This window comes from Mucilaginibacter rubeus (assembly GCF_003286415.2).
Taxonomy (GTDB): Bacteria; Bacteroidota; Bacteroidia; order Sphingobacteriales; family Sphingobacteriaceae; genus Mucilaginibacter; species Mucilaginibacter rubeus_A.
In genome coordinates this window covers 1,673,643-1,691,039 of record NZ_CP043450.1, presented here as the reverse complement: position 1 = coordinate 1,691,039, position 17,397 = coordinate 1,673,643, and the positions used below count along the sequence as shown (strand labels likewise).

Genomic DNA, 17,397 nt, shown 5'->3' with positions numbered 1-17,397 from the left:
CAAGCCGTGTACATCTCCACCACGTCATTGCGAGGCACGAAGCAATCCCTAATTAGCAGGTTCGCCCTGTATAGTTTGCGATTGCTTCGCACCCCGCAATCACGATAGTTTATCTATCGCTCCACTATTTTGTAGTTTTTATACTCACTAACCCTCCAACCGGTAATGTCTTCTACCTTCTGCAATAGCTTACGCCTGAAGTTCATCTGGTTTCTCAATTTCTTATGATCAAAGTCGATATTCCAATTGGTGGCAGCAATCCGTTTTTGCATTGGCGCAGGGTGTGTCCCGGTAAAACGGATGAGGCGATCTGCATTGCTGTAGTCAAACTCATAAGTTTCAGGCAGATGCTGCGCCATCCAGTTTTCATCATGATAAAACTGGTTAAAATTGCGCACCTTATTGCTTAAGCCTTTAGGTGGCTTGGCCCAACCATAATGATAGATATAAGCATCAATAAGTTTTACGTTTATTTTGCGATCATCAAGCCGGAAGCCCTGGGCATCCCGGTATGAATGGATACCTTTGATGTTCTTGAGCAAACGGATTTCCCGGCGGTACCAGCGTCTTGAATGTCCGTAATAATCATACGATCCGTAAAAATGCAGGTATTTAAAAAGCAGGCCTTCAATATTGGGTTTATTTAAAGCTTCCTGCATTTCTTTTTTTATCAGCGGATGGTATTTTTCATGTACCGCCTCATCACCCTGAATGTAAAAGCACCAGTCTGCATCGGGCGATATGGCGGCGAAGGCTTTATCCGTTTCGGCGGCAAATACTTTCCCCCCTTCTCGCTGGGATTCGTCCCAAACCGAATCGATGATTTTGATAACCGGTGAGTTGATAGCCTCGATCAGTCCGCGGGTGCCATCGTCAGAATTACCTACCACTACGATAAACTCATCGCAAAGCGGCAATATCGACGTAATGGCCTCCACAATAGGATAATCGTTACGTACAGCGTTCCTGATAAAGGTAAAACCGGATACTTTCATAGCTGCGAAGATAATTAACAGAATCAAGACTTATAGAAACAAGATTCGAGACAGTACTCAGTGGCTACAATCAATTTGTGACATTGGGATTAACGCATTTTGCCCGCCGATGCGTTAATTTGTAAATTATTAATTTATCGCATTATTAGCGATAACCCATATCAATCAATATCACTATGAAGGCACTCGCCAAACAGCTTTTTAAAACTTTCCTTTTTTCGGTAATCATATCCATCATAGCAAGTTGTGCTTATTACGCGCTTCAACACAAAGGCGTAGGTGAAGACTTGAAAGTAATACTACCCTCACTATCAGAAAGTTTAGCATTCCTTAATATCATCATTTTTGTAATGACGCTGCCGATGTTGTTTTTAGCAAACCCGGCGTATTATAACAATCTATCAATAAGACTTGTGCTTTATTATGCCGGCTCTATTGTGTTTACCATTACCGCATTCAGATTGCAGTTAAGCCCCGAAAACAAGGCGTTTTACTTTATTACCGCCATTACCTTTGTAATAGTACATAGCGTTTTTTATTACCTGATGACCAAAAAACGTCGTTGATTAGTCGTAGTTTAAAGCATTAATAGGCTTTTTGAAAGATTTAGGCTAAACTTGCAGTTGCAAAATATGAAAGCATTTTACGGAGATTTAAAACTGGGTATTTTAGGCGGCGGACAGTTAGGCCGCATGCTGATACAGCAAGCCATAAACTATAACGTTACTGTTAAAATTCTTGATCCTGACCGCGAGGCACCCTGCCGTAAACTTTGTGACGAGTTTACTGTAGGCTCATTAGGCGATTACGAAACGGTATATAACTTTGGCAAAACTGTCGACTTGCTTACTATTGAAATAGAGAAGGTTAACGTTGATGCCCTTGAGCAACTGGAAAAAGAAGGCGTTTTGGTTTACCCGCAATCGCGTATTATCAGGTTGATACAGGACAAAGGTTTGCAGAAACAGTTTTTTAAAGAAAACGATATCCCAACTGCCGATTTCCAGATCATATCATCACCTCAACAGCTTCAGCAAAGTTTAATTCCTTTCCCATACATTCAGAAGTTACGTAAAGACGGCTACGATGGCAAAGGCGTATATAAAGTAATTGACGAAAGTTACCTTGCAGGCGCTTTTAAAGAGCCAAGCCTTATTGAGCAATGGATTGATTTTGAAAAGGAGATAGCCGTAATTGTTGCCCGTAATGAAAACGGAGAGATCAGTACCTTCCCAATGGTTGAAATGGAGTTTAACCCCAAAGCCAATCTGGTTGAGTTTTTGATTGCCCCTTCTACTCTCCCATTCGCCATACAGCAAAAAGCCGAGCAAATAGCCAAAAAGATTGCCGACAGCCTTAAAATTGTAGGTTTATTAGCGGTAGAAATGTTTTTAGATAAACATGGCCGCATCCTGGTTAATGAACTGGCCCCACGCCCGCACAACAGCGGTCACCAAACTATTGAAGGTAATGTGGTATCGCAATTTGAGCAACATTTAAGAGCGATATTTAACCAACCTTTGGGTGATACCGCCTGCCTTAACAATGCCATCATGGTTAACGTTTTAGGCGAAGCAGGTTACGAAGGGCCCGCTATTTACCAGGGCATTGAAAAAGTATTAAAACTATCTGGAGTGTATATTCACCTATATGGTAAAGCGCTAACTAAACCGTTCAGGAAGATGGGGCATGTTACCATAGTAGATGCCGATAGAGAAAAAGCAATTGAAAAAGCACGTTTTGTGCAAAAAACGTTGAAAGTAATTAGTTAGTTATTACCACGCGTCATTGCGAGGAACGAAGCAATCCCAAACTATACAGGGCGAACCTGCTAACCGGGGATTGCTTCGTTCCTCGCAATGACGCTTATAAAATAAAACCATGAGTACCACTACAAAAGTCGCCATTATAATGGGCAGCAAATCAGACCTAAGCGTAATGCAGGATGCTGCTGATGTTTTAGCCGAATTAGGCGTTGATTATGAAATAACCGTTGTTTCGGCCCATCGTACACCTGATAGAATGTTCAGCTATGCTCGTGCCGCTGCTGATCGTGGTATAAAAGTGATCATAGCCGGTGCCGGTGGTGCGGCACACTTGCCAGGTATGGTTGCTTCATTAACTCACCTGCCCGTAATTGGCGTGCCGGTAAAATCAAGTAACTCTATCGATGGCTGGGATTCTATCCTATCCATATTACAAATGCCAAACGGCATCCCGGTAGCTACAGTAGCATTAAACGCGGCTAAAAACGCCGGTATCCTTGCAGCGCAGATCCTATCGACGGCAGATGAATACCTGGTAAAAAACCTTATGGACTTTAAAGAAAACCTTAAAAAGAAAGTTGAAGAGTCGGCAAAGGAAATGGAAGACGGGGATTAGTGAGTAGCAGTTTTTAGTAGCAGTGGTAGTTCCAGTAATAATTGACTATAAAAAGTAAAGGGCAAGTTTTATAAACATGCCCTTTATTATTTACTGCCACTGAAAACTGCTACTGCCACTAAAAATTGCCACTAATTCAAAGCCGGGTTTTCCGGAAAATTAGCGATGTGGGCATAACGCTGGCCGAGGCTGATTACTACCTGTCGCCACAGGTTTTGCTCATCAAGGGTGAACAGCGTTTCAACGTCAAATTTATTGGTTACTATCCAGCTGTCTTCTTTTATTTCTTCGTCAAGCTGTTGAGGGGTCCAGCCAGAATAGCCTGCAAAAAACTTAATTTCATCCGTTCCTAACTGATAATTGGATACCAGCTCTTTCACCTGGTCAAAATCGCCACCCCAATAAAGGCCATCGGCAATTTCAATCCCACCTTCTATTTTATCGGGAGCGCAGTGGATAAAATGCAGTGTATTTTTTGCAACCGGGCCACCTTCATAAACAGGCATTTCGGAGTATGAAACATCCGGCAACACATCGCCTAATAAATATTCACTTTGATGGTTAAGGATAAAGCCCATAGCACCATCTGCAGAGTATTCTGTCAAAATTATCACTGCTCTTCTAAAATTCGGATCCATCATAAAGGGTTCCGAAATGAGTAAATGGCCTGCCGCGGCCGCTATAGGACTAAGCATAAAGTTTAGCGTTTAAATACATAACAAGCATAGCAAAAATATGTTCAATTATGAATAATGATTTACATCATTATATACGGTTTAATTAATTTGTAAGTTTGCATTAAAATGAATCAGCAGGAAATACAAAATTTAAGGCAGGATTATAGTGCATCTACGCTGTCAGAAAACAGCACCAAGGGCGATCCTATTAAACAGTTTGAACAATGGTTTAACGAAGCATTGGAGGCAAAATTGCATGAGCCCAACGCCATGACGCTTTCAACCGCTACGGTAAACGGTAAGCCTTCGGCTCGTATTGTGCTTTTAAAAGGCTTTAACACAGGTGGTTTCATATTCTTTACCAATTACTTAAGCCGCAAAGGCAAAGAGATAGCCAAGAACCCGCAAGGAGCTCTAACATTTTTTTGGGGAGGGTTGGAAAGGCAGGTACGTATTGAAGGTACCATTGAAAAAGTAAGCAAGGAAGATTCTGAAAAGTATTTCCATTCGCGACCTAAAGGCAGCCAGGTTGGTGCGGTAGTATCTCCACAAAGCCAGGAAATTGAAAGTCGCGATGCATTGGAGCAAAAATGGAACGAGCTGGAAGCTGAATATGCCGACAAGGAAGTGCCTAAACCATCGTACTGGGGAGGGTATATCTTAAAACCGCAATTAATTGAGTTTTGGCAAGGCCGCCCAAGCCGTATGCACGACCGCATCCTGTATAAAAAAACTGATAAAAAAACCTGGAAAAAAGTACGCCTTGCACCATGAGTTTTGATGACATTAAACAACTGCTCGCCGAAAAATTTGGTGATACTGTAATAACAGGCGAAGAAACAGCCGGCTTACAACCGGCATTACTCATCAACCCGGATGATATTACTGCCGTATGCCTGGAATTACGCAATAACTCCAAAACTTATTTTGATTTCCTATCGAGCTTAAGTGGGGTGCATTATAATGACGAAACCAACCGCTATGGCGTGGTTTATCATTTGGCATCCATCCCGTATAAAACACAGCTAACCTTAAAAATCAGCAAACCACATTCAAAAGAAAGCGCTGAACTTCCCGAGTTTAAAAGCGTAACATCAGTTTATCGTACAGCCGACTGGCATGAACGTGAAGCTTATGATCTGTTGGGAATATATTTTGAAGGCCATCCCGACCTACGCAGGATCTTGTTACCTGATGATTGGGACGGTTTTCCTTTGCGGAAAGACTACCAAAACGCCGAGTTTTATAAGGGCATCCGGATAGATTAAATTTGCAGTAGGCCATCGTCATCAGGGTGATTATTTAAAATTCAGGCTTAACTATTTAAGCCCAATCCCGTATAATATCCGTAGTTTAAATAAATCTTTTTTGTAAGATTGTATAACCCTATTTACTAAACCATGGATATTATAAGGAGAGATAACATCACCTACGAGGAATTTATTGAGGAACATTACAAACCCGGCATTCCGCTGGTTTTTACCAAAGCTGCTAAAGTTTGGAAGGCCAATGGCCTCTTTACCCCCGATTGGTTTCGTGAAAATTATCCCGACCGTAAAACTGATGTCCGAGGTACCACTTATACCATGAAACAGATTATGGATATGGTAGAGGCCAGCACCGAAGATAAGCCCGCCCCCTATCCCATGATCTTTGATATCCCCTCAACCATTCCGGAGTTGATGCCGCTTCTGGATCCATTAGATCTGAATTATGCCTCGCCTAACTGGCTGCGCAATAAAATGTTCAACATTGGTAAATGGGGCGGCGCTATTGAAATGTTTGTTGGCGGCCCCGGCGGCAGGTTCCCTTATATGCACATTGATTATTATCACTTGAATGCATGGATAACCCAGCTTTATGGCGAGAAACGTTTCACGGTATTCCCGCGCGGCCAGGAAGAAATGCTTTATCCGCGACCTGATGATCCATGGCGTTCAGAACTGAACATTTTTGAACCGGATTATGAAAAATATCCAAAGTTTAAAGATGCTACTCCTATCCATTTTGTTGTCGGCCCGGGCGAAACATTGTTTATTCCTTTTGGCACGTGGCACTCGGCATATTCATTAACACCAACTATATCGGTTGCTTTTGATACGCTAAACAATAAAAACCATAAAGAATTTATGAAGGACGTTTGGACCTTCAAAAGCCGCGATAGCAAAGCAAAAGCCGTTGCTATGTATAGCTACGCGTGGCTGGTAACTCAAATAAGCAAAATGACCGACAAATCGTCCGTTAAATAACAGACCATTGATTTTACTTCATTTTTACCGGAAATTAGTCCGATAAATGAAAAAAAAAACTGATTTTTGGTATCCGGCCGCGCATCTCATGCAATATGGCCGGATACTAATTTAACAGGATATAAAATTGGTCATTACAAACCCCAAATACGAAGAAGCCCTCCTCAGGTATAATAAAAAAATAGCCGACGCCAGCGTTGAGGACATGATCCTGAATGTAGGTCCGCAGCACCCCTCAACCCACGGTGTTTTGCGGTTAGAATTGATTACCGATGGCGAGATCGTAAAAGAAGTTATCCCCCATATAGGTTACCTGCACCGCTGCTTTGAAAAACATGCCGAATCGTTAACCTATCAGCAAACTATCCCTTTTACCGACAGATTGGATTACCTGGCTTCCATGAACAACAGCCATGCATTTGTAATGGGCGTTGAACGCATGATGGGCATTGACAAAGATATCCCCAAACGTGTTGAATATATTCGCGTACTGGTGTGCGAACTTAACCGCATTGCATCGCACCTGATAGCTATTGGTACCTACGGAATTGATATAGGCGCCTTTACTCCTTTCCTATGGTGTTTCAGGGACAGGGAGCATATTATGGGTATGCTGGAATGGGCTTCGGGTTCACGCATGTTATATAATTACATTTGGGTTGGCGGCTTGTTTTATGATTTGCCGGTTGGCTTTGAAGAACGTTGCCGTGAATTTGTAGAATACTTTAAGCCCAAAATGGTTGAGCTTAACCAACTGCTTACCGATAACCAGGTATTTATATCGCGTACCGCCAATGTAGGCGTTTTACCGCTTGATGTGGCAATAAATTACGGCTGCTCGGGCCCAATGCTTCGTGCATCCGGCTTGAAATGGGATCTGCGCCGTATTGACAATTACTCGGCTTACCCCGAAATTGACTTTGAGATCCCGATTGGACAAGGCCTGATGGGTAAGGTTGGCGATTGCTGGGACAGGTATAAAGTACGTGTTGACGAAATTGAGCAATCATTAAGAATAGTTGAGCAATGCCTTGACCGCTTGCAAAAGGAATTGAAACGCACGCCTGATTTTGATCCGCGTGCTAAAATGCCACGTAAAACCATTCCCAAAGCTCAGGATTATTATGTACGCTGTGAAGGTGCTAAAGGCGAGCTTGGCTTCTATTTTATGACAGATGGTAAATCAGAGATTCCAACCCGTGTAAAATCCCGCGGACCAAGCTTTAATAACCTTTCTGTACTACCCGAACTATCCAAAGGTGTACTCATCGCCGATCTGATAGCCATTGTAGGCTCTATTGACTTTGTTTTAGGCGAGGTGGATAGGTAAACTGTCTGAATCAGAATTTACAGAATTTAAGAATTAGCAGAATTCATCAATTTTTAAAATGTAGAGACTAAGGTTAACTTAACCTGTTCTGAAAATCTTAAAATTCTGTAAATTCTGATTCAGACAAACAAAAAAGAGACACCTCACGGCGTCTCTTCTCATTTTAATATATTAATTTTTATTGAGTGGGCTATTGATTATTGTTTATACACTTTAACCATGAAAACATAGTTTTTAACCTTTTTGCTCTGCTGAGTACTACTTAAACCAGCTAATTTATTTTTAGTGTTCAAATTCAGTGTTTTCGATAATGAATCTGTTGGGATATTCTGTATCGTTTTTAACAAATAGGTCGACTTCTTAGCAAAAAACACGCCTGCAACCTGCGTTTGCCTTGCAGTGATAACGCCAATTACGTTTCCTTTTTCGTCAAGCAATGGTCCGCCTGAATTACCTGGATTTACCGGAACAGAAATCATATACTCTGTACTATCATTTGAATAATTTGCCGATGAAGCTAAATATCCAGCTCCGTAAACCATATTATCTGCAGGGTAGCCAAGTGTGTATAAACTTTCTCCTAAATCGCCTTCCGAGCGTTTAAGATTGTAAGGTATAGGGCCTAAGTTTTTAAATGCAGGGTCATTGATCTGCAGTATAGCCAGATCATATTGAGGCTCGGTATAGATAACCTTAGCGTGAAATGATTCACCTGACGCGTTTTGTACATAAACAGAATCGGCGTTTTTAATTACGTGATAATCTGTAGCCAAATAACCGTTTGATGTAAGTGCGAAGCCAGTGCCCCTGAAGTTAGCAGGTGTGATTACTTTCGGTTTTACAGGAGTACGCCCGTGGCCTATCTGAGCTACAGCATTCTCTACCTTATTAAGTTTCTCACTCAATTGCTGATATTTCGACTTATCGTTATTTAACTTACCAGTTAAGATCAGGATAGTCAAAACACCGAAGATAGCAACCGACGCCGCTACAGATATCTTTGAATGATGGTTACGCCACATACGCACAATCCACACGGGGTGAATTGTTACTTCTTCCTTCAGTGCGTGAACATCAATTTCACTGTGGATAGCGTTTAAACGGCTTTCCAATTCAATACGCTCGCCATACTGTTTAAGTAAACCTATAAACTGAAGGTGCTCGGTAACTTTACTTTCTACAGCCGCGTCATTTTTACGGAGTAGCTCAAACTGAACCCGTTCTTCGGCGTTCATGCTGCCGTCGAAATAGCGCTCAATAAATTCCGTAAGTTGGTTATCACTCATCTCTTGATCTCCTTATTTTTGCTGAAAAAATAATTTCTTCAGCCTTTGCAGGCATTTATACTTCTGGGTTTTGGCATTATCAGCATTGGTATAGCCAAAACGTTCGCAGATCTCCTGCATCGATCTGTTTTTAATATAAAAATCTTCCATAATGGTTTTACAGGGTTCGCCTAATTGCTGGAGAGCACTCTCCATTTTACCAAACTGAATATCCCTGTCACTATGGCTTTCAACTTCTTCTTCAACGGGCAGGTGCTCTTCAAAATCCCTGATATCGCCACCGTACCGGTTCATCTGGCTTAGCCTTTTAAGCCAAAGCCGCCTACAAACCGAATATATATACGTTTTAAGCTTACTGTTAAGCTCAAAATCCCCGCCTTTAATCTTATTGTAAAGAACTATAATGGCTTCCTGGTAAATATCCTTGGCATCGTCCTCATCGCCATTATTATTGATGATCAACTGCAATATCATCGGGAAGTATGTTGTATAGAGCCTTTTCAGCACTACTTCCGAGTTATTCAGTATCCCAAGAACTATTTCACTATCTGTTGGAGCCGAAGCTTTTAAGTCTTTATTCACTCTTAATACTATTTAGGTCAAATTGTAACCCACTATTATCAAAAAAAATCAAACTAAAATAAATTAATAACATTGGCATCACATTTTGTTGCTTGTAACAATTGTGTGTCGCGTTAAAGGCACTGTTTAATACCCGCAGGCAAACAAGGTAACCCAATGTTGAAAAAACTAAGCAAGCAAATCTGCAATAAAAAAATCGCTTGCAAAACAGGCATATTTAAACTAATAATCCTTAGAATTTACAATTAGTTAATTTTTATGGGTTACCTTTTTCATTAAAGCGTATTAATCCTCAAACGATCACAAAACATTAACATTTTAAAACTTCAAAAATGAAAAATTCATTCAAATTAGGTTTCGTAGCTTTAGTTCTTGCAGCTTCTTTCTCAGCTTGTAACGGTGACTCTAAAAAAGGTGGCGAAGATACTACTAAAACTACAGTAGTTGATTCAACTAAAGTTGTTACTGATTCAACTAAAACTGCAACTGATACTACTAAAGTTGCTGCTGATACTACTAAAAAAGACACCACTAAGAAATAATTTTTTCTGATAAAATAGAAAGCAGTTAAATATCATTTTTAATTTTTTTCTATTGATTTTTTAGTTATCCATCAATAATAAAGGTGACTTGTAATTTTTTTTCAAAATTATGGGTTACCTTTTTTCATTTCTTGTATTAAGGTGTAAACTATTAAATCACTTATTAAAAAAATTAAGAAATGAAAAACTTCAAATTAGGCTTTTTAGCTTTAGCTATCGCTGCTTCTTTCGCTGCTTGTAAAGGTTCATCTTCAGCTTCTTCTGCTGATTCAACTAAAGCTGATTCTTCTAAAATGGCTGCTGACACTACTAAAGCTGATTCAACTAAAGCTGACACTACTAAAGGTGCTGCTGCTGACACTACTAAAAAAGACACTACTAAAAAGTAATTTGACTTTTTTTGTTAAAAAACGCCCTGGTTTTCCAGGGCGTTTTTTTTGTTTAATACCTTCCAAACAATTTCATATTGTATTGCTTAATGTGATAAGCAACACAATATGAAATATTCTGAATGGAAATCGCTTGATGCTGATGAGCGTAAAAATATTAGCTGGCACCGCCGCCCTCACATACGTATCGCAACCCTCTTTACCATAGTTTTTGCTATCACGTTTATTGTTGTGATCATGGGCATAAGCAAAAACAGCACAGTGCACCTTAACCGTAAACCAACCTCCAAAGAAGCTTTTGCTATGGCAAAAGAGTTTGTGAAAGAAAAGTTAAAGCAGCCCGATAAAGCAGTTTTCCCTAACGCAGGTTTTAAATTTATTATTGATACAACAGCTAACATCTACCTCCTGCAATCAACAATAAAAATAGAAAACAACAGCGGCAAACTGGAACAATCAAACTGGGAGGTTAAAATGCTATACACAGATGGCGACTGGGCCGAAAAAAATAGCTGGCAGGTAAAATATCTCAATATCGACCCTCAACCACAAAACTAAGCTTTGTTTAACAACAAAAAAGGAGCAGTTGTAAAACTGCCCCTTCTGTTAGTCTAATAATAAATTGCCCGTTAGTTTAGTGAACACTGTCACGCAGGGCTTTAATCTCATCATGCGCATCAAGAAGTTCACTTTCCTGCTGACTGATAGTTTCGCGTAGATAAGCTGGTAAATTTTCATCTTCCAGCGCTGTGCGGTAGGCTTTTAAAATAGCATCTTCACCAAACTCACATTCCTCCAGCACATCATGAGTGTCGTGCCCGGTAAACGCGGCTTTCACATCAAGCCAAACCCTGTGAATTTTGCCGCCGGTAGTTGTGCCGGTTTCAATATCTTTTCCAAAAGCACTTACTTCTGTGCCTAAAGCAAGTTTGTAACCCTGGCTTTGACCTATAAGTCTTGTAAAAAGTGATTTTAGTTCGATATCACCATCCTTCAAATCTTTTGAAGCGCGTTGATAACCCTCAATCCTGTCATTGTTGATCTGGATCAGATCATTTAAAATTTGTACGGTTGCTTGTGTATTTTCCATGATTAGATGTTTTTATACCATATTCAACCAATCAGCAGTCAATTTGTTTAATTAATTATTTAATAATTAACCTTGAAAGAAAATTAACTTTTACCCCGAAACAAGGAAATGATCCAGATAATAACGGCAATAACTACAATAACAGCAATGATGCCCGTAATTGCTCCCGCCTTAAATATGCCGGTTATAACCGAACAACTGCTCAAAGTAAATAACACAAATGCAAATAGTAAAAAATGTAAGTTTTTCATGGTTGTTGTTTAAATAAATTTCAACAACAGAACGCAATAATCAGGCCTTTTTAGCAATCGGCCCGTCAGAGCGCATCTGTTTGTAACACATGAACTTTGGTGAGTGTTGGTGTATACAAATACATACAATAAAAGTAGTCGCGTCTCCTAACAAACCATAACGCAATCGCAATCCATTATAAATACTTTACAAATAACCGTTGACTGAAAAAACAAATGCCGGCAACATATGTTAATATAGCGACTTTGTAAACCGATAGTAAAATCAAAATTTTATTGAAAGTTCAAAGTCAAGCGTTGCTGCCCAGCAGTTATGTAATACGTTCTTATTATAAATCATTAATTAACAATCTATTTTTCACCGTCTATGACGATACAGATACAACCCAACATTCAATGTGAAAACTGCATTAAATGCGGCAGAAGACCTCATATTGAACAAAATAAAAAATACTGGGCAATAACCTGCCCTAACAGCAGCTGCAAAAATTCGGTGAAAGCACTTATTGTTGATTTTGACGCCTGGAACCGGCTTAATAAAAAGACTAATGAAATACCGGCCACAACCGAGCCACTAAAACGCATCGCTTAAGTTTACTGTAAGAAAGGAAGTTACCATTCTAAATTTATAAAAATTTCACGGCCTTGGCACAGATGAGTACATTTACGCGCTACTCTACTTGTTAAGCTATGACAAATGCACTTCTATCAATAAATAACGCCACAGTACGTTTTTTAAACACAACATTATTTACCGGCTTAAGCTTTAACATAAATAAAGGTGAAAGCTGGGCCCTGATTGGCGAAAGCGGATCGGGAAAAAGCGCCTTGCTACAAACCATAGCAGGGCGTTTTAACGTTACCGGAGGCGAAATAAATTACCATTTCTGGAACGATTACGCCGAACTTTTCAACGCCAATGATGTTGCAACACCGCATAAACTAATAGCCCTGGTTGAACCCAAGCACCATTTTCGTAACTTATCAAACACTACCGATTTTTATTATCAGCAACGATATAACTCGTCCGACTCGGAAGACGCACTTACCGTTGTAGATTATCTTAATACTGTACCCAAATTTTCGGCAACTACTGCATCGTGGACTTTTGACAAGGTGGTTTCCTTATTAAGGCTTGAGCAATTGCTTAATAAACAGATCATCAAATTATCTAACGGCGAAACCAAACGTTTAATGCTGGCCGCTGCCTTACTTAAAAACCCGATGTTGCTAATGCTCGACAGCCCATTAACCGGCCTGGATGTAAAAACACGCGAAGAATTTAACGGCATTATTGAGCAGATCACAGCTTCCGGAATTAACGTTATTATGGCTACATCAGTTCATGAAATCCCTGCAGCTATAACTCATGTTGCTGTATTGAGTAAAGGTGCTATTATTCACGAAAGCCCTAAACAGGATTTTAAGCCCGAATTATTCCAGATAGATCTTACAGATAGCATTGATACCGGCGAGCTGAGTGCCTTACTCAATATCGATAAAAACCCGGCCGCGTACAACCTCATCGTAAAAATGGAGAATGTACATATTAAGTATGGAGATAAAGTAATACTGGATAATGTAAACTGGCAAATCAACCCCGGCGAGCATTGGGCTTTGCTTGGCCCAAACGGAGCAGGCAAATCTACCCTGCTTAGCCTCATCAATGGAGATAACCCGCAGGCCTACGCCAATAATATTATTTTATTTGACAAAAAACGCGGCACCGGCGAGAGTATCTGGGATATTAAAAAGAAAATAGGTTTTGTTTCGCCCGAACTGCATCAGTATTTTCCTACCGATAACAGTTGTTTACAGGTGATTGAATCGGGCTATTATGATACCCTTGGCCTGTTCAGGCCAAGCAATAAAGAACGCGCTGAAATAGCCTTACGGTGGATGAAGGCTTTGGAGATTGAAAAATATGCCCGCGTGCTGCTCAAAAACATCCCTGCAAGCGCGCAGCGTTTGTGCCTGCTGGCCCGCGCCCTCATTAAAAACCCGGCGCTGTTAATTTTCGATGAACCATGCCAGGGGATGGATGACCACCAGCAGATTCACTTTAAAAACCTTGTTGACAGCATTTGTAGCCTTGGTAATGTTACGCTTATTTATGTAACCCACTATCAACATGAAATACCTAATAGCGTTGATAAGGTTTTGAGACTGGATAAAGGGACGGTGGTTTTTTAAGCTGAAAGCCAAAGGCGAAAAGTTGAAAGCTAAAGGAATAACAAGCTTTGGGCTTTCTGCTTTTCTATCTTTTTTGTCAATTATTTAACAGCGGGCAAAATCAAATTATCAACTTGCGTATATTTGCTTGATATGAATACAGCCGATCTGTTGCAACGCGCGTTGCGGTTTGATTTTTTAACGCTTGAAGAAGGCGTTTACCTGTATAACAACGCCTCAACTGCCGAGTTGATATATACCGCCAACGAACTTCGTAAAATACAGGTTCCACATGGTAAGGTTACCTGGCAAATTGACCGTAATGTTAATACCACCAACGTTTGTATAGCCAATTGTAAGTTCTGTAACTTTTTCCGTCGCCCCGGCCACGAAGAAAGTTATATAACCGACATTGAAACTTATAAAAAGAAAATCGAGGAAACTTTCCGTTACGGCGGCGACCAACTACTATTGCAAGGCGGCCACCACCCCGACCTGGGATTAAAGTTTTATACCGATCTCTTCCGCGAATTGAAACAGCTTTATCCTAAGCTGAAACTGCATTCATTAGGTCCGCCGGAAATTGCGCACGTTGCCAAATTAGAGGGCATGCCGCATATCGAGGTACTCAGGGCCATGAAGGAAGCCGGTTTGGATTCGTTACCTGGTGCCGGCGCCGAGATCTTGAATGATCGCGTGCGCCGCCTGATATCAAAAGGTAAATGTGGCGGTAAAGAATGGCTTGATGTAATGCGTGCCGCTCATCAGCTTAACCTGCCAACATCAGCTACTATGATGTTTGGTCATATCGAAACCATCGAAGAGCGCTTTGAACATTTGGTTTGGATCCGCGAGGTACAAGCCGAAAAGCCGGAAGGCCATTATGGCTTTATCGCATTTATACCGTGGCCTTTCCAGGACGACGGAACCCTTTTGCGTAAAGTACGTGGTATCACTAATAATGTTACCGGCGACGAATATATCCGTATGATTGCCCTGAGCCGCATTATGTTGCCTAACGTTAAAAACATTCAGGCATCATGGCTAACTGTAGGCAAGCAAGTAGCCCAATTATGTTTACATGCAGGTGCCAACGATTTTGGATCGATCATGATTGAGGAAAACGTAGTATCTGCTGCCGGTGCTCCGCACAGATTTACAGCCCGTGGCATCCAGGAATCCATAAAAGAAGCAGGCTTTGAGCCTCAGCTGCGTACCCAGCGATACGAATGGCGCGATATCCCCGTTGAAATTGAAGAACAGGTTATAAACTATTAAGTTACCGGTGTGCGGTTGGCAGTTTGCAGTTGAAACAAAACTAACTGCCAACCATCAACTGCCAACTGAACAAGATGGAACAATACATAGAAGCACTAATTTTTGCGTCAGAGCAGGCTATCCGGTTGGAAGAGATCATGTATTGTCTCCAGGCTGCTTTTGAGCGTGATTTTACTAATGAGGAAGTAACCGACGCCATAGGCAGGATCCACGAAAAATATCAGCATCATAGCTTAGCTATCGAACTGGTTAAAATCGGGAACGGCTATCAATTTTTGACCAAAAAAGAATACCATGCAGTTATAAACCTGCTACAATTACAACGTTCAAAGAAAAAGTTAAGCCAAGCCGCCCTGGAAACCCTTGCCATCATTGCATACAAGCAGCCGGTAACCAAACCGGATATTGAGCAGATCAGGGGCGTGAATTGCGACTATTCGATCCAAAAATTGCTCGAAAAAGAGCTGATAGCTATAGTCGGCAAATCGGAAGGGCTTGGAAAACCCATCCTTTATGGCACCAGCAATTTGTTCATGGATTATTTTGGCATAAACAGCATTGAGGAATTACCTCAACTTAAGGACTTTACAAACAATACTGCCACTATTGGCGAGCAATCAGAATAATTTTAATTTCTGTTTTAAAAAAAATCAATTTTAGTTATTTTTACTATTGAATCGATAGAGATAAAGGACTTCAAAAAACGCTTTTCTTAATCTGATTTAAATTATTATTATTGACCGAAGTTTAATTTATAAAATCCATTACAATGGGAGCGCCAAAGAAACCGAACACTAAAAAGATCCAAGACTCTGATAACGACGCGGAGGAGGATGATCTGGAGCCAACAAAAGCAACGAAGAAGTATGATGACGATGATGATGACTTTGACGGCCCTTTAGACGACGATCTGGGCAGAGGTGGTTATGAGTCATTTGATGACGAAGACGAAGACGATTATTAATAATTAAAAATATAGTATTTTGTAAAGCATTCAGACTATGCCTCTGGATGCTTTTTTTATTATCTACCGGTAACAGCACCAATGAAAGTAACTGAAGTACAGGACAAAGCATCAAAAAAAGCGTTTTTGGATGTGGCCCGCATCATTTATAAAAACGATCCGAACTGGGTTTGCCCGCTTGATAACGATATCGAGGCCGTATTCAATCCGGCAAAGAATAATTTTCACCAGCACGGACAATGTACCCGCTGGATCCTGGCCGATGATAACGGTAAATTGATTGGCCGCGTAGCTGCATTCATTAATGAAAAAAAGGCATACAACTACGAGCAGCCAACCGGCGGAATGGGCTTTTTTGAATGTATTGATAATAAAGAAGCTGCCTTCCTGCTATTTGATACCGCCAAAAACTGGCTCAAAGAAAAAGGTATGAAAGCCATGGATGGGCCCATCAATTTTGGTGAAAACGATAATTTCTGGGGTTTATTGGTTGAGGGCTTTACGCCTCCCTCTTATGGTATGAACTATAATCATCCGTATTACCAGGCTTTTTTTGATGAATACGGCTTTAAAACCCAGTACGCGCAGATCACTAACCATGTTGACGCGCATAAACCGTTTCCTGAGCGGTTCACTAAAATAGCTAACTGGGTAGCCAAAAAGCCAGGCTACGATTTCAGGCATTTCGAAATAAAAAAGATAGAAAAGTTTGCAGCGGATTTTATCGAGGTTTATAACGATGGCTGGAAAGATTTCGAAAACTTTGTCCCTATCAACTATAACACCATTATGGAAAGCTTTGAAAAAATGAAGCCCCTGATGGATGAAAATTTGATCTGGTTTGCTTACGTTGATGATGAACCAGCTTCGTTCATGATCATATTGCCCGATGCCAATCAAATGTTAAAACCACTTAACGGCAAGCTTAACCTGATTGGTAAACTTAAGTTTTTATATTACCGATGGAAGGGCGTATCCCGTATGCGTGCTATCGTTATGGGTACAAAGCAAAAATATCAAAAGCACGGTCTTGAATCGGCCATGTTTATCAAACTGAAGGAATATGTGTTGCCGTTAAAGCGTTATGATGAGCTTGAATTATCCTGGGTAGGTGATTTTAACGACAAAATGATTGCTATCCATGAAGCGGTGGGCGCTACATTTGGCAAGCGGCATTTAACAATGCGTTACATTTTTGAATAGCCCGGCA

The 17,397-nt window shown here is 40.7% G+C and carries 22 protein-coding genes; 16 read left to right on the top strand and 6 right to left on the bottom strand.

The window, feature by feature from the left end; all coding sequences use genetic code 11:
• Window positions 1-113: 113 nt before the first annotated feature.
• On the bottom strand, window positions 114-995 hold the full coding sequence (locus DEO27_RS06915; protein ID WP_112571811.1) for a glycosyltransferase family 2 protein: 882 nt from the start codon (window positions 993-995) through the stop codon (window positions 114-116).
• Between the two features lie 176 nt (window positions 996-1,171).
• On the opposite strand from DEO27_RS06915, the gene DEO27_RS06910 reads away from it, so the two are divergent.
• From DEO27_RS06910 to purE, 3 genes are all read left to right on the top strand, one after another.
• The gene (locus DEO27_RS06910; protein ID WP_112571813.1) at window positions 1,172-1,561 is read left to right on the top strand and encodes a hypothetical protein; all 390 of its coding nucleotides are present in this window, start codon (window positions 1,172-1,174) and stop codon (window positions 1,559-1,561) included.
• A 66-nt stretch (window positions 1,562-1,627) separates the two neighbouring features.
• Complete coding sequence (locus tag DEO27_RS06905; RefSeq protein ID WP_112571815.1) at window positions 1,628-2,767, top strand: 5-(carboxyamino)imidazole ribonucleotide synthase; 1,140 nt, start codon at window positions 1,628-1,630, stop codon at window positions 2,765-2,767.
• 109 nt (window positions 2,768-2,876) lie between these two features.
• Entirely contained in the window at window positions 2,877-3,377 is a 501-nt protein-coding gene (gene purE, locus DEO27_RS06900; protein ID WP_112571817.1) for a 5-(carboxyamino)imidazole ribonucleotide mutase, read from the top strand.
• A 131-nt stretch (window positions 3,378-3,508) separates the two neighbouring features.
• On the opposite strand, the gene DEO27_RS06895 is transcribed toward purE, so the two are convergent.
• Entirely contained in the window at window positions 3,509-4,072 is a 564-nt protein-coding gene (locus DEO27_RS06895; protein WP_112571819.1) for a YqgE/AlgH family protein, read from the bottom strand.
• A 108-nt stretch (window positions 4,073-4,180) separates the two neighbouring features.
• On the opposite strand from DEO27_RS06895, the gene pdxH reads away from it, so the two are divergent.
• From pdxH to DEO27_RS06875, 4 genes are all read left to right on the top strand, one after another.
• Entirely contained in the window at window positions 4,181-4,828 is a 648-nt protein-coding gene (gene pdxH / locus DEO27_RS06890) for a pyridoxamine 5'-phosphate oxidase (protein WP_112571821.1), read from the top strand.
• Entirely contained in the window at window positions 4,825-5,322 is a 498-nt protein-coding gene (locus tag DEO27_RS06885; RefSeq protein ID WP_112571823.1) for an NADH-quinone oxidoreductase subunit C, read from the top strand. The genes pdxH and DEO27_RS06885 overlap by 4 nt, the downstream gene beginning before the upstream one ends.
• A gap of 132 nt (window positions 5,323-5,454) precedes the next feature.
• Complete coding sequence (locus DEO27_RS06880; protein WP_112571825.1) at window positions 5,455-6,303, top strand: cupin-like domain-containing protein; 849 nt, start codon at window positions 5,455-5,457, stop codon at window positions 6,301-6,303.
• A gap of 205 nt (window positions 6,304-6,508) precedes the next feature.
• Window positions 6,509-7,633 (top strand): NADH-quinone oxidoreductase subunit D, encoded by a 1,125-nt coding sequence (locus DEO27_RS06875; protein ID WP_244228747.1) that lies wholly within the window; start codon window positions 6,509-6,511, stop codon window positions 7,631-7,633.
• A gap of 197 nt (window positions 7,634-7,830) precedes the next feature.
• Here the strand turns inward: DEO27_RS06875 and DEO27_RS06870 are convergent, their stop codons facing one another.
• Together DEO27_RS06870 and DEO27_RS06865 are read right to left on the bottom strand one after the other, a co-directional pair.
• The gene (locus tag DEO27_RS06870; protein ID WP_112571827.1) at window positions 7,831-8,919 is read right to left on the bottom strand and encodes a S1C family serine protease; all 1,089 of its coding nucleotides are present in this window, start codon (window positions 8,917-8,919) and stop codon (window positions 7,831-7,833) included.
• A 12-nt stretch (window positions 8,920-8,931) separates the two neighbouring features.
• Window positions 8,932-9,501: an RNA polymerase sigma factor gene (locus DEO27_RS06865; protein ID WP_112571829.1), complete on the bottom strand. Its 570-nt coding sequence runs from the start codon at window positions 9,499-9,501 to the stop codon at window positions 8,932-8,934.
• Window positions 9,502-9,833: 332 nt separating this feature from the next.
• Here DEO27_RS06865 and DEO27_RS06860 point away from each other — a divergent pair, with 332 nt between their 5' ends.
• The 3 genes from DEO27_RS06860 (at window position 9,834) to DEO27_RS06850 (ending at window position 10,990) form a co-directional block, all read left to right on the top strand.
• Window positions 9,834-10,043: a hypothetical protein gene (locus DEO27_RS06860; protein ID WP_112571831.1), complete on the top strand. Its 210-nt coding sequence runs from the start codon at window positions 9,834-9,836 to the stop codon at window positions 10,041-10,043.
• Window positions 10,044-10,222: 179 nt separating this feature from the next.
• Complete coding sequence (locus DEO27_RS06855; RefSeq protein ID WP_112571833.1) at window positions 10,223-10,432, top strand: hypothetical protein; 210 nt, start codon at window positions 10,223-10,225, stop codon at window positions 10,430-10,432.
• 108 nt (window positions 10,433-10,540) lie between these two features.
• Complete coding sequence (locus DEO27_RS06850) at window positions 10,541-10,990, top strand: hypothetical protein (RefSeq protein WP_112571835.1); 450 nt, start codon at window positions 10,541-10,543, stop codon at window positions 10,988-10,990.
• Window positions 10,991-11,066: 76 nt separating this feature from the next.
• Here DEO27_RS06850 and DEO27_RS06845 read toward each other — a convergent pair whose 3' ends face one another.
• Window positions 11,067-11,522, bottom strand: a complete 456-nt coding sequence (locus tag DEO27_RS06845; protein ID WP_112571837.1) for a PA2169 family four-helix-bundle protein — start codon at window positions 11,520-11,522, stop codon at window positions 11,067-11,069.
• A gap of 83 nt (window positions 11,523-11,605) precedes the next feature.
• Window positions 11,606-11,773 (bottom strand): phosphatidate cytidylyltransferase, encoded by a 168-nt coding sequence (locus DEO27_RS06840; protein ID WP_112571839.1) that lies wholly within the window; start codon window positions 11,771-11,773, stop codon window positions 11,606-11,608.
• A 367-nt stretch (window positions 11,774-12,140) separates the two neighbouring features.
• Between DEO27_RS06840 and DEO27_RS06835 the strand changes: the two genes are divergently transcribed.
• The 6 genes from DEO27_RS06835 (at window position 12,141) to DEO27_RS06810 (ending at window position 17,390) form a co-directional block, all read left to right on the top strand.
• Complete coding sequence (locus tag DEO27_RS06835; RefSeq protein ID WP_112571841.1) at window positions 12,141-12,365, top strand: hypothetical protein; 225 nt, start codon at window positions 12,141-12,143, stop codon at window positions 12,363-12,365.
• Window positions 12,366-12,463: 98 nt separating this feature from the next.
• Window positions 12,464-13,966, top strand: coding sequence for an ATP-binding cassette domain-containing protein (locus DEO27_RS06830; protein WP_112571843.1), 1,503 nt, complete (start codon window positions 12,464-12,466; stop codon window positions 13,964-13,966).
• Between the two features lie 132 nt (window positions 13,967-14,098).
• Window positions 14,099-15,223, top strand: coding sequence for a cyclic dehypoxanthinyl futalosine synthase (gene mqnC / locus DEO27_RS06825; RefSeq protein ID WP_112571845.1), 1,125 nt, complete (start codon window positions 14,099-14,101; stop codon window positions 15,221-15,223).
• A gap of 74 nt (window positions 15,224-15,297) precedes the next feature.
• Entirely contained in the window at window positions 15,298-15,849 is a 552-nt protein-coding gene (scpB, locus tag DEO27_RS06820; protein WP_112571847.1) for an SMC-Scp complex subunit ScpB, read from the top strand.
• A 143-nt stretch (window positions 15,850-15,992) separates the two neighbouring features.
• Window positions 15,993-16,187, top strand: coding sequence for a hypothetical protein (locus DEO27_RS06815; protein ID WP_112571849.1), 195 nt, complete (start codon window positions 15,993-15,995; stop codon window positions 16,185-16,187).
• Window positions 16,188-16,268: 81 nt separating this feature from the next.
• Window positions 16,269-17,390: a GNAT family N-acetyltransferase gene (locus tag DEO27_RS06810; protein WP_112571851.1), complete on the top strand. Its 1,122-nt coding sequence runs from the start codon at window positions 16,269-16,271 to the stop codon at window positions 17,388-17,390.
• The last annotated feature ends 7 nt before the right edge of the window (window positions 17,391-17,397 follow it).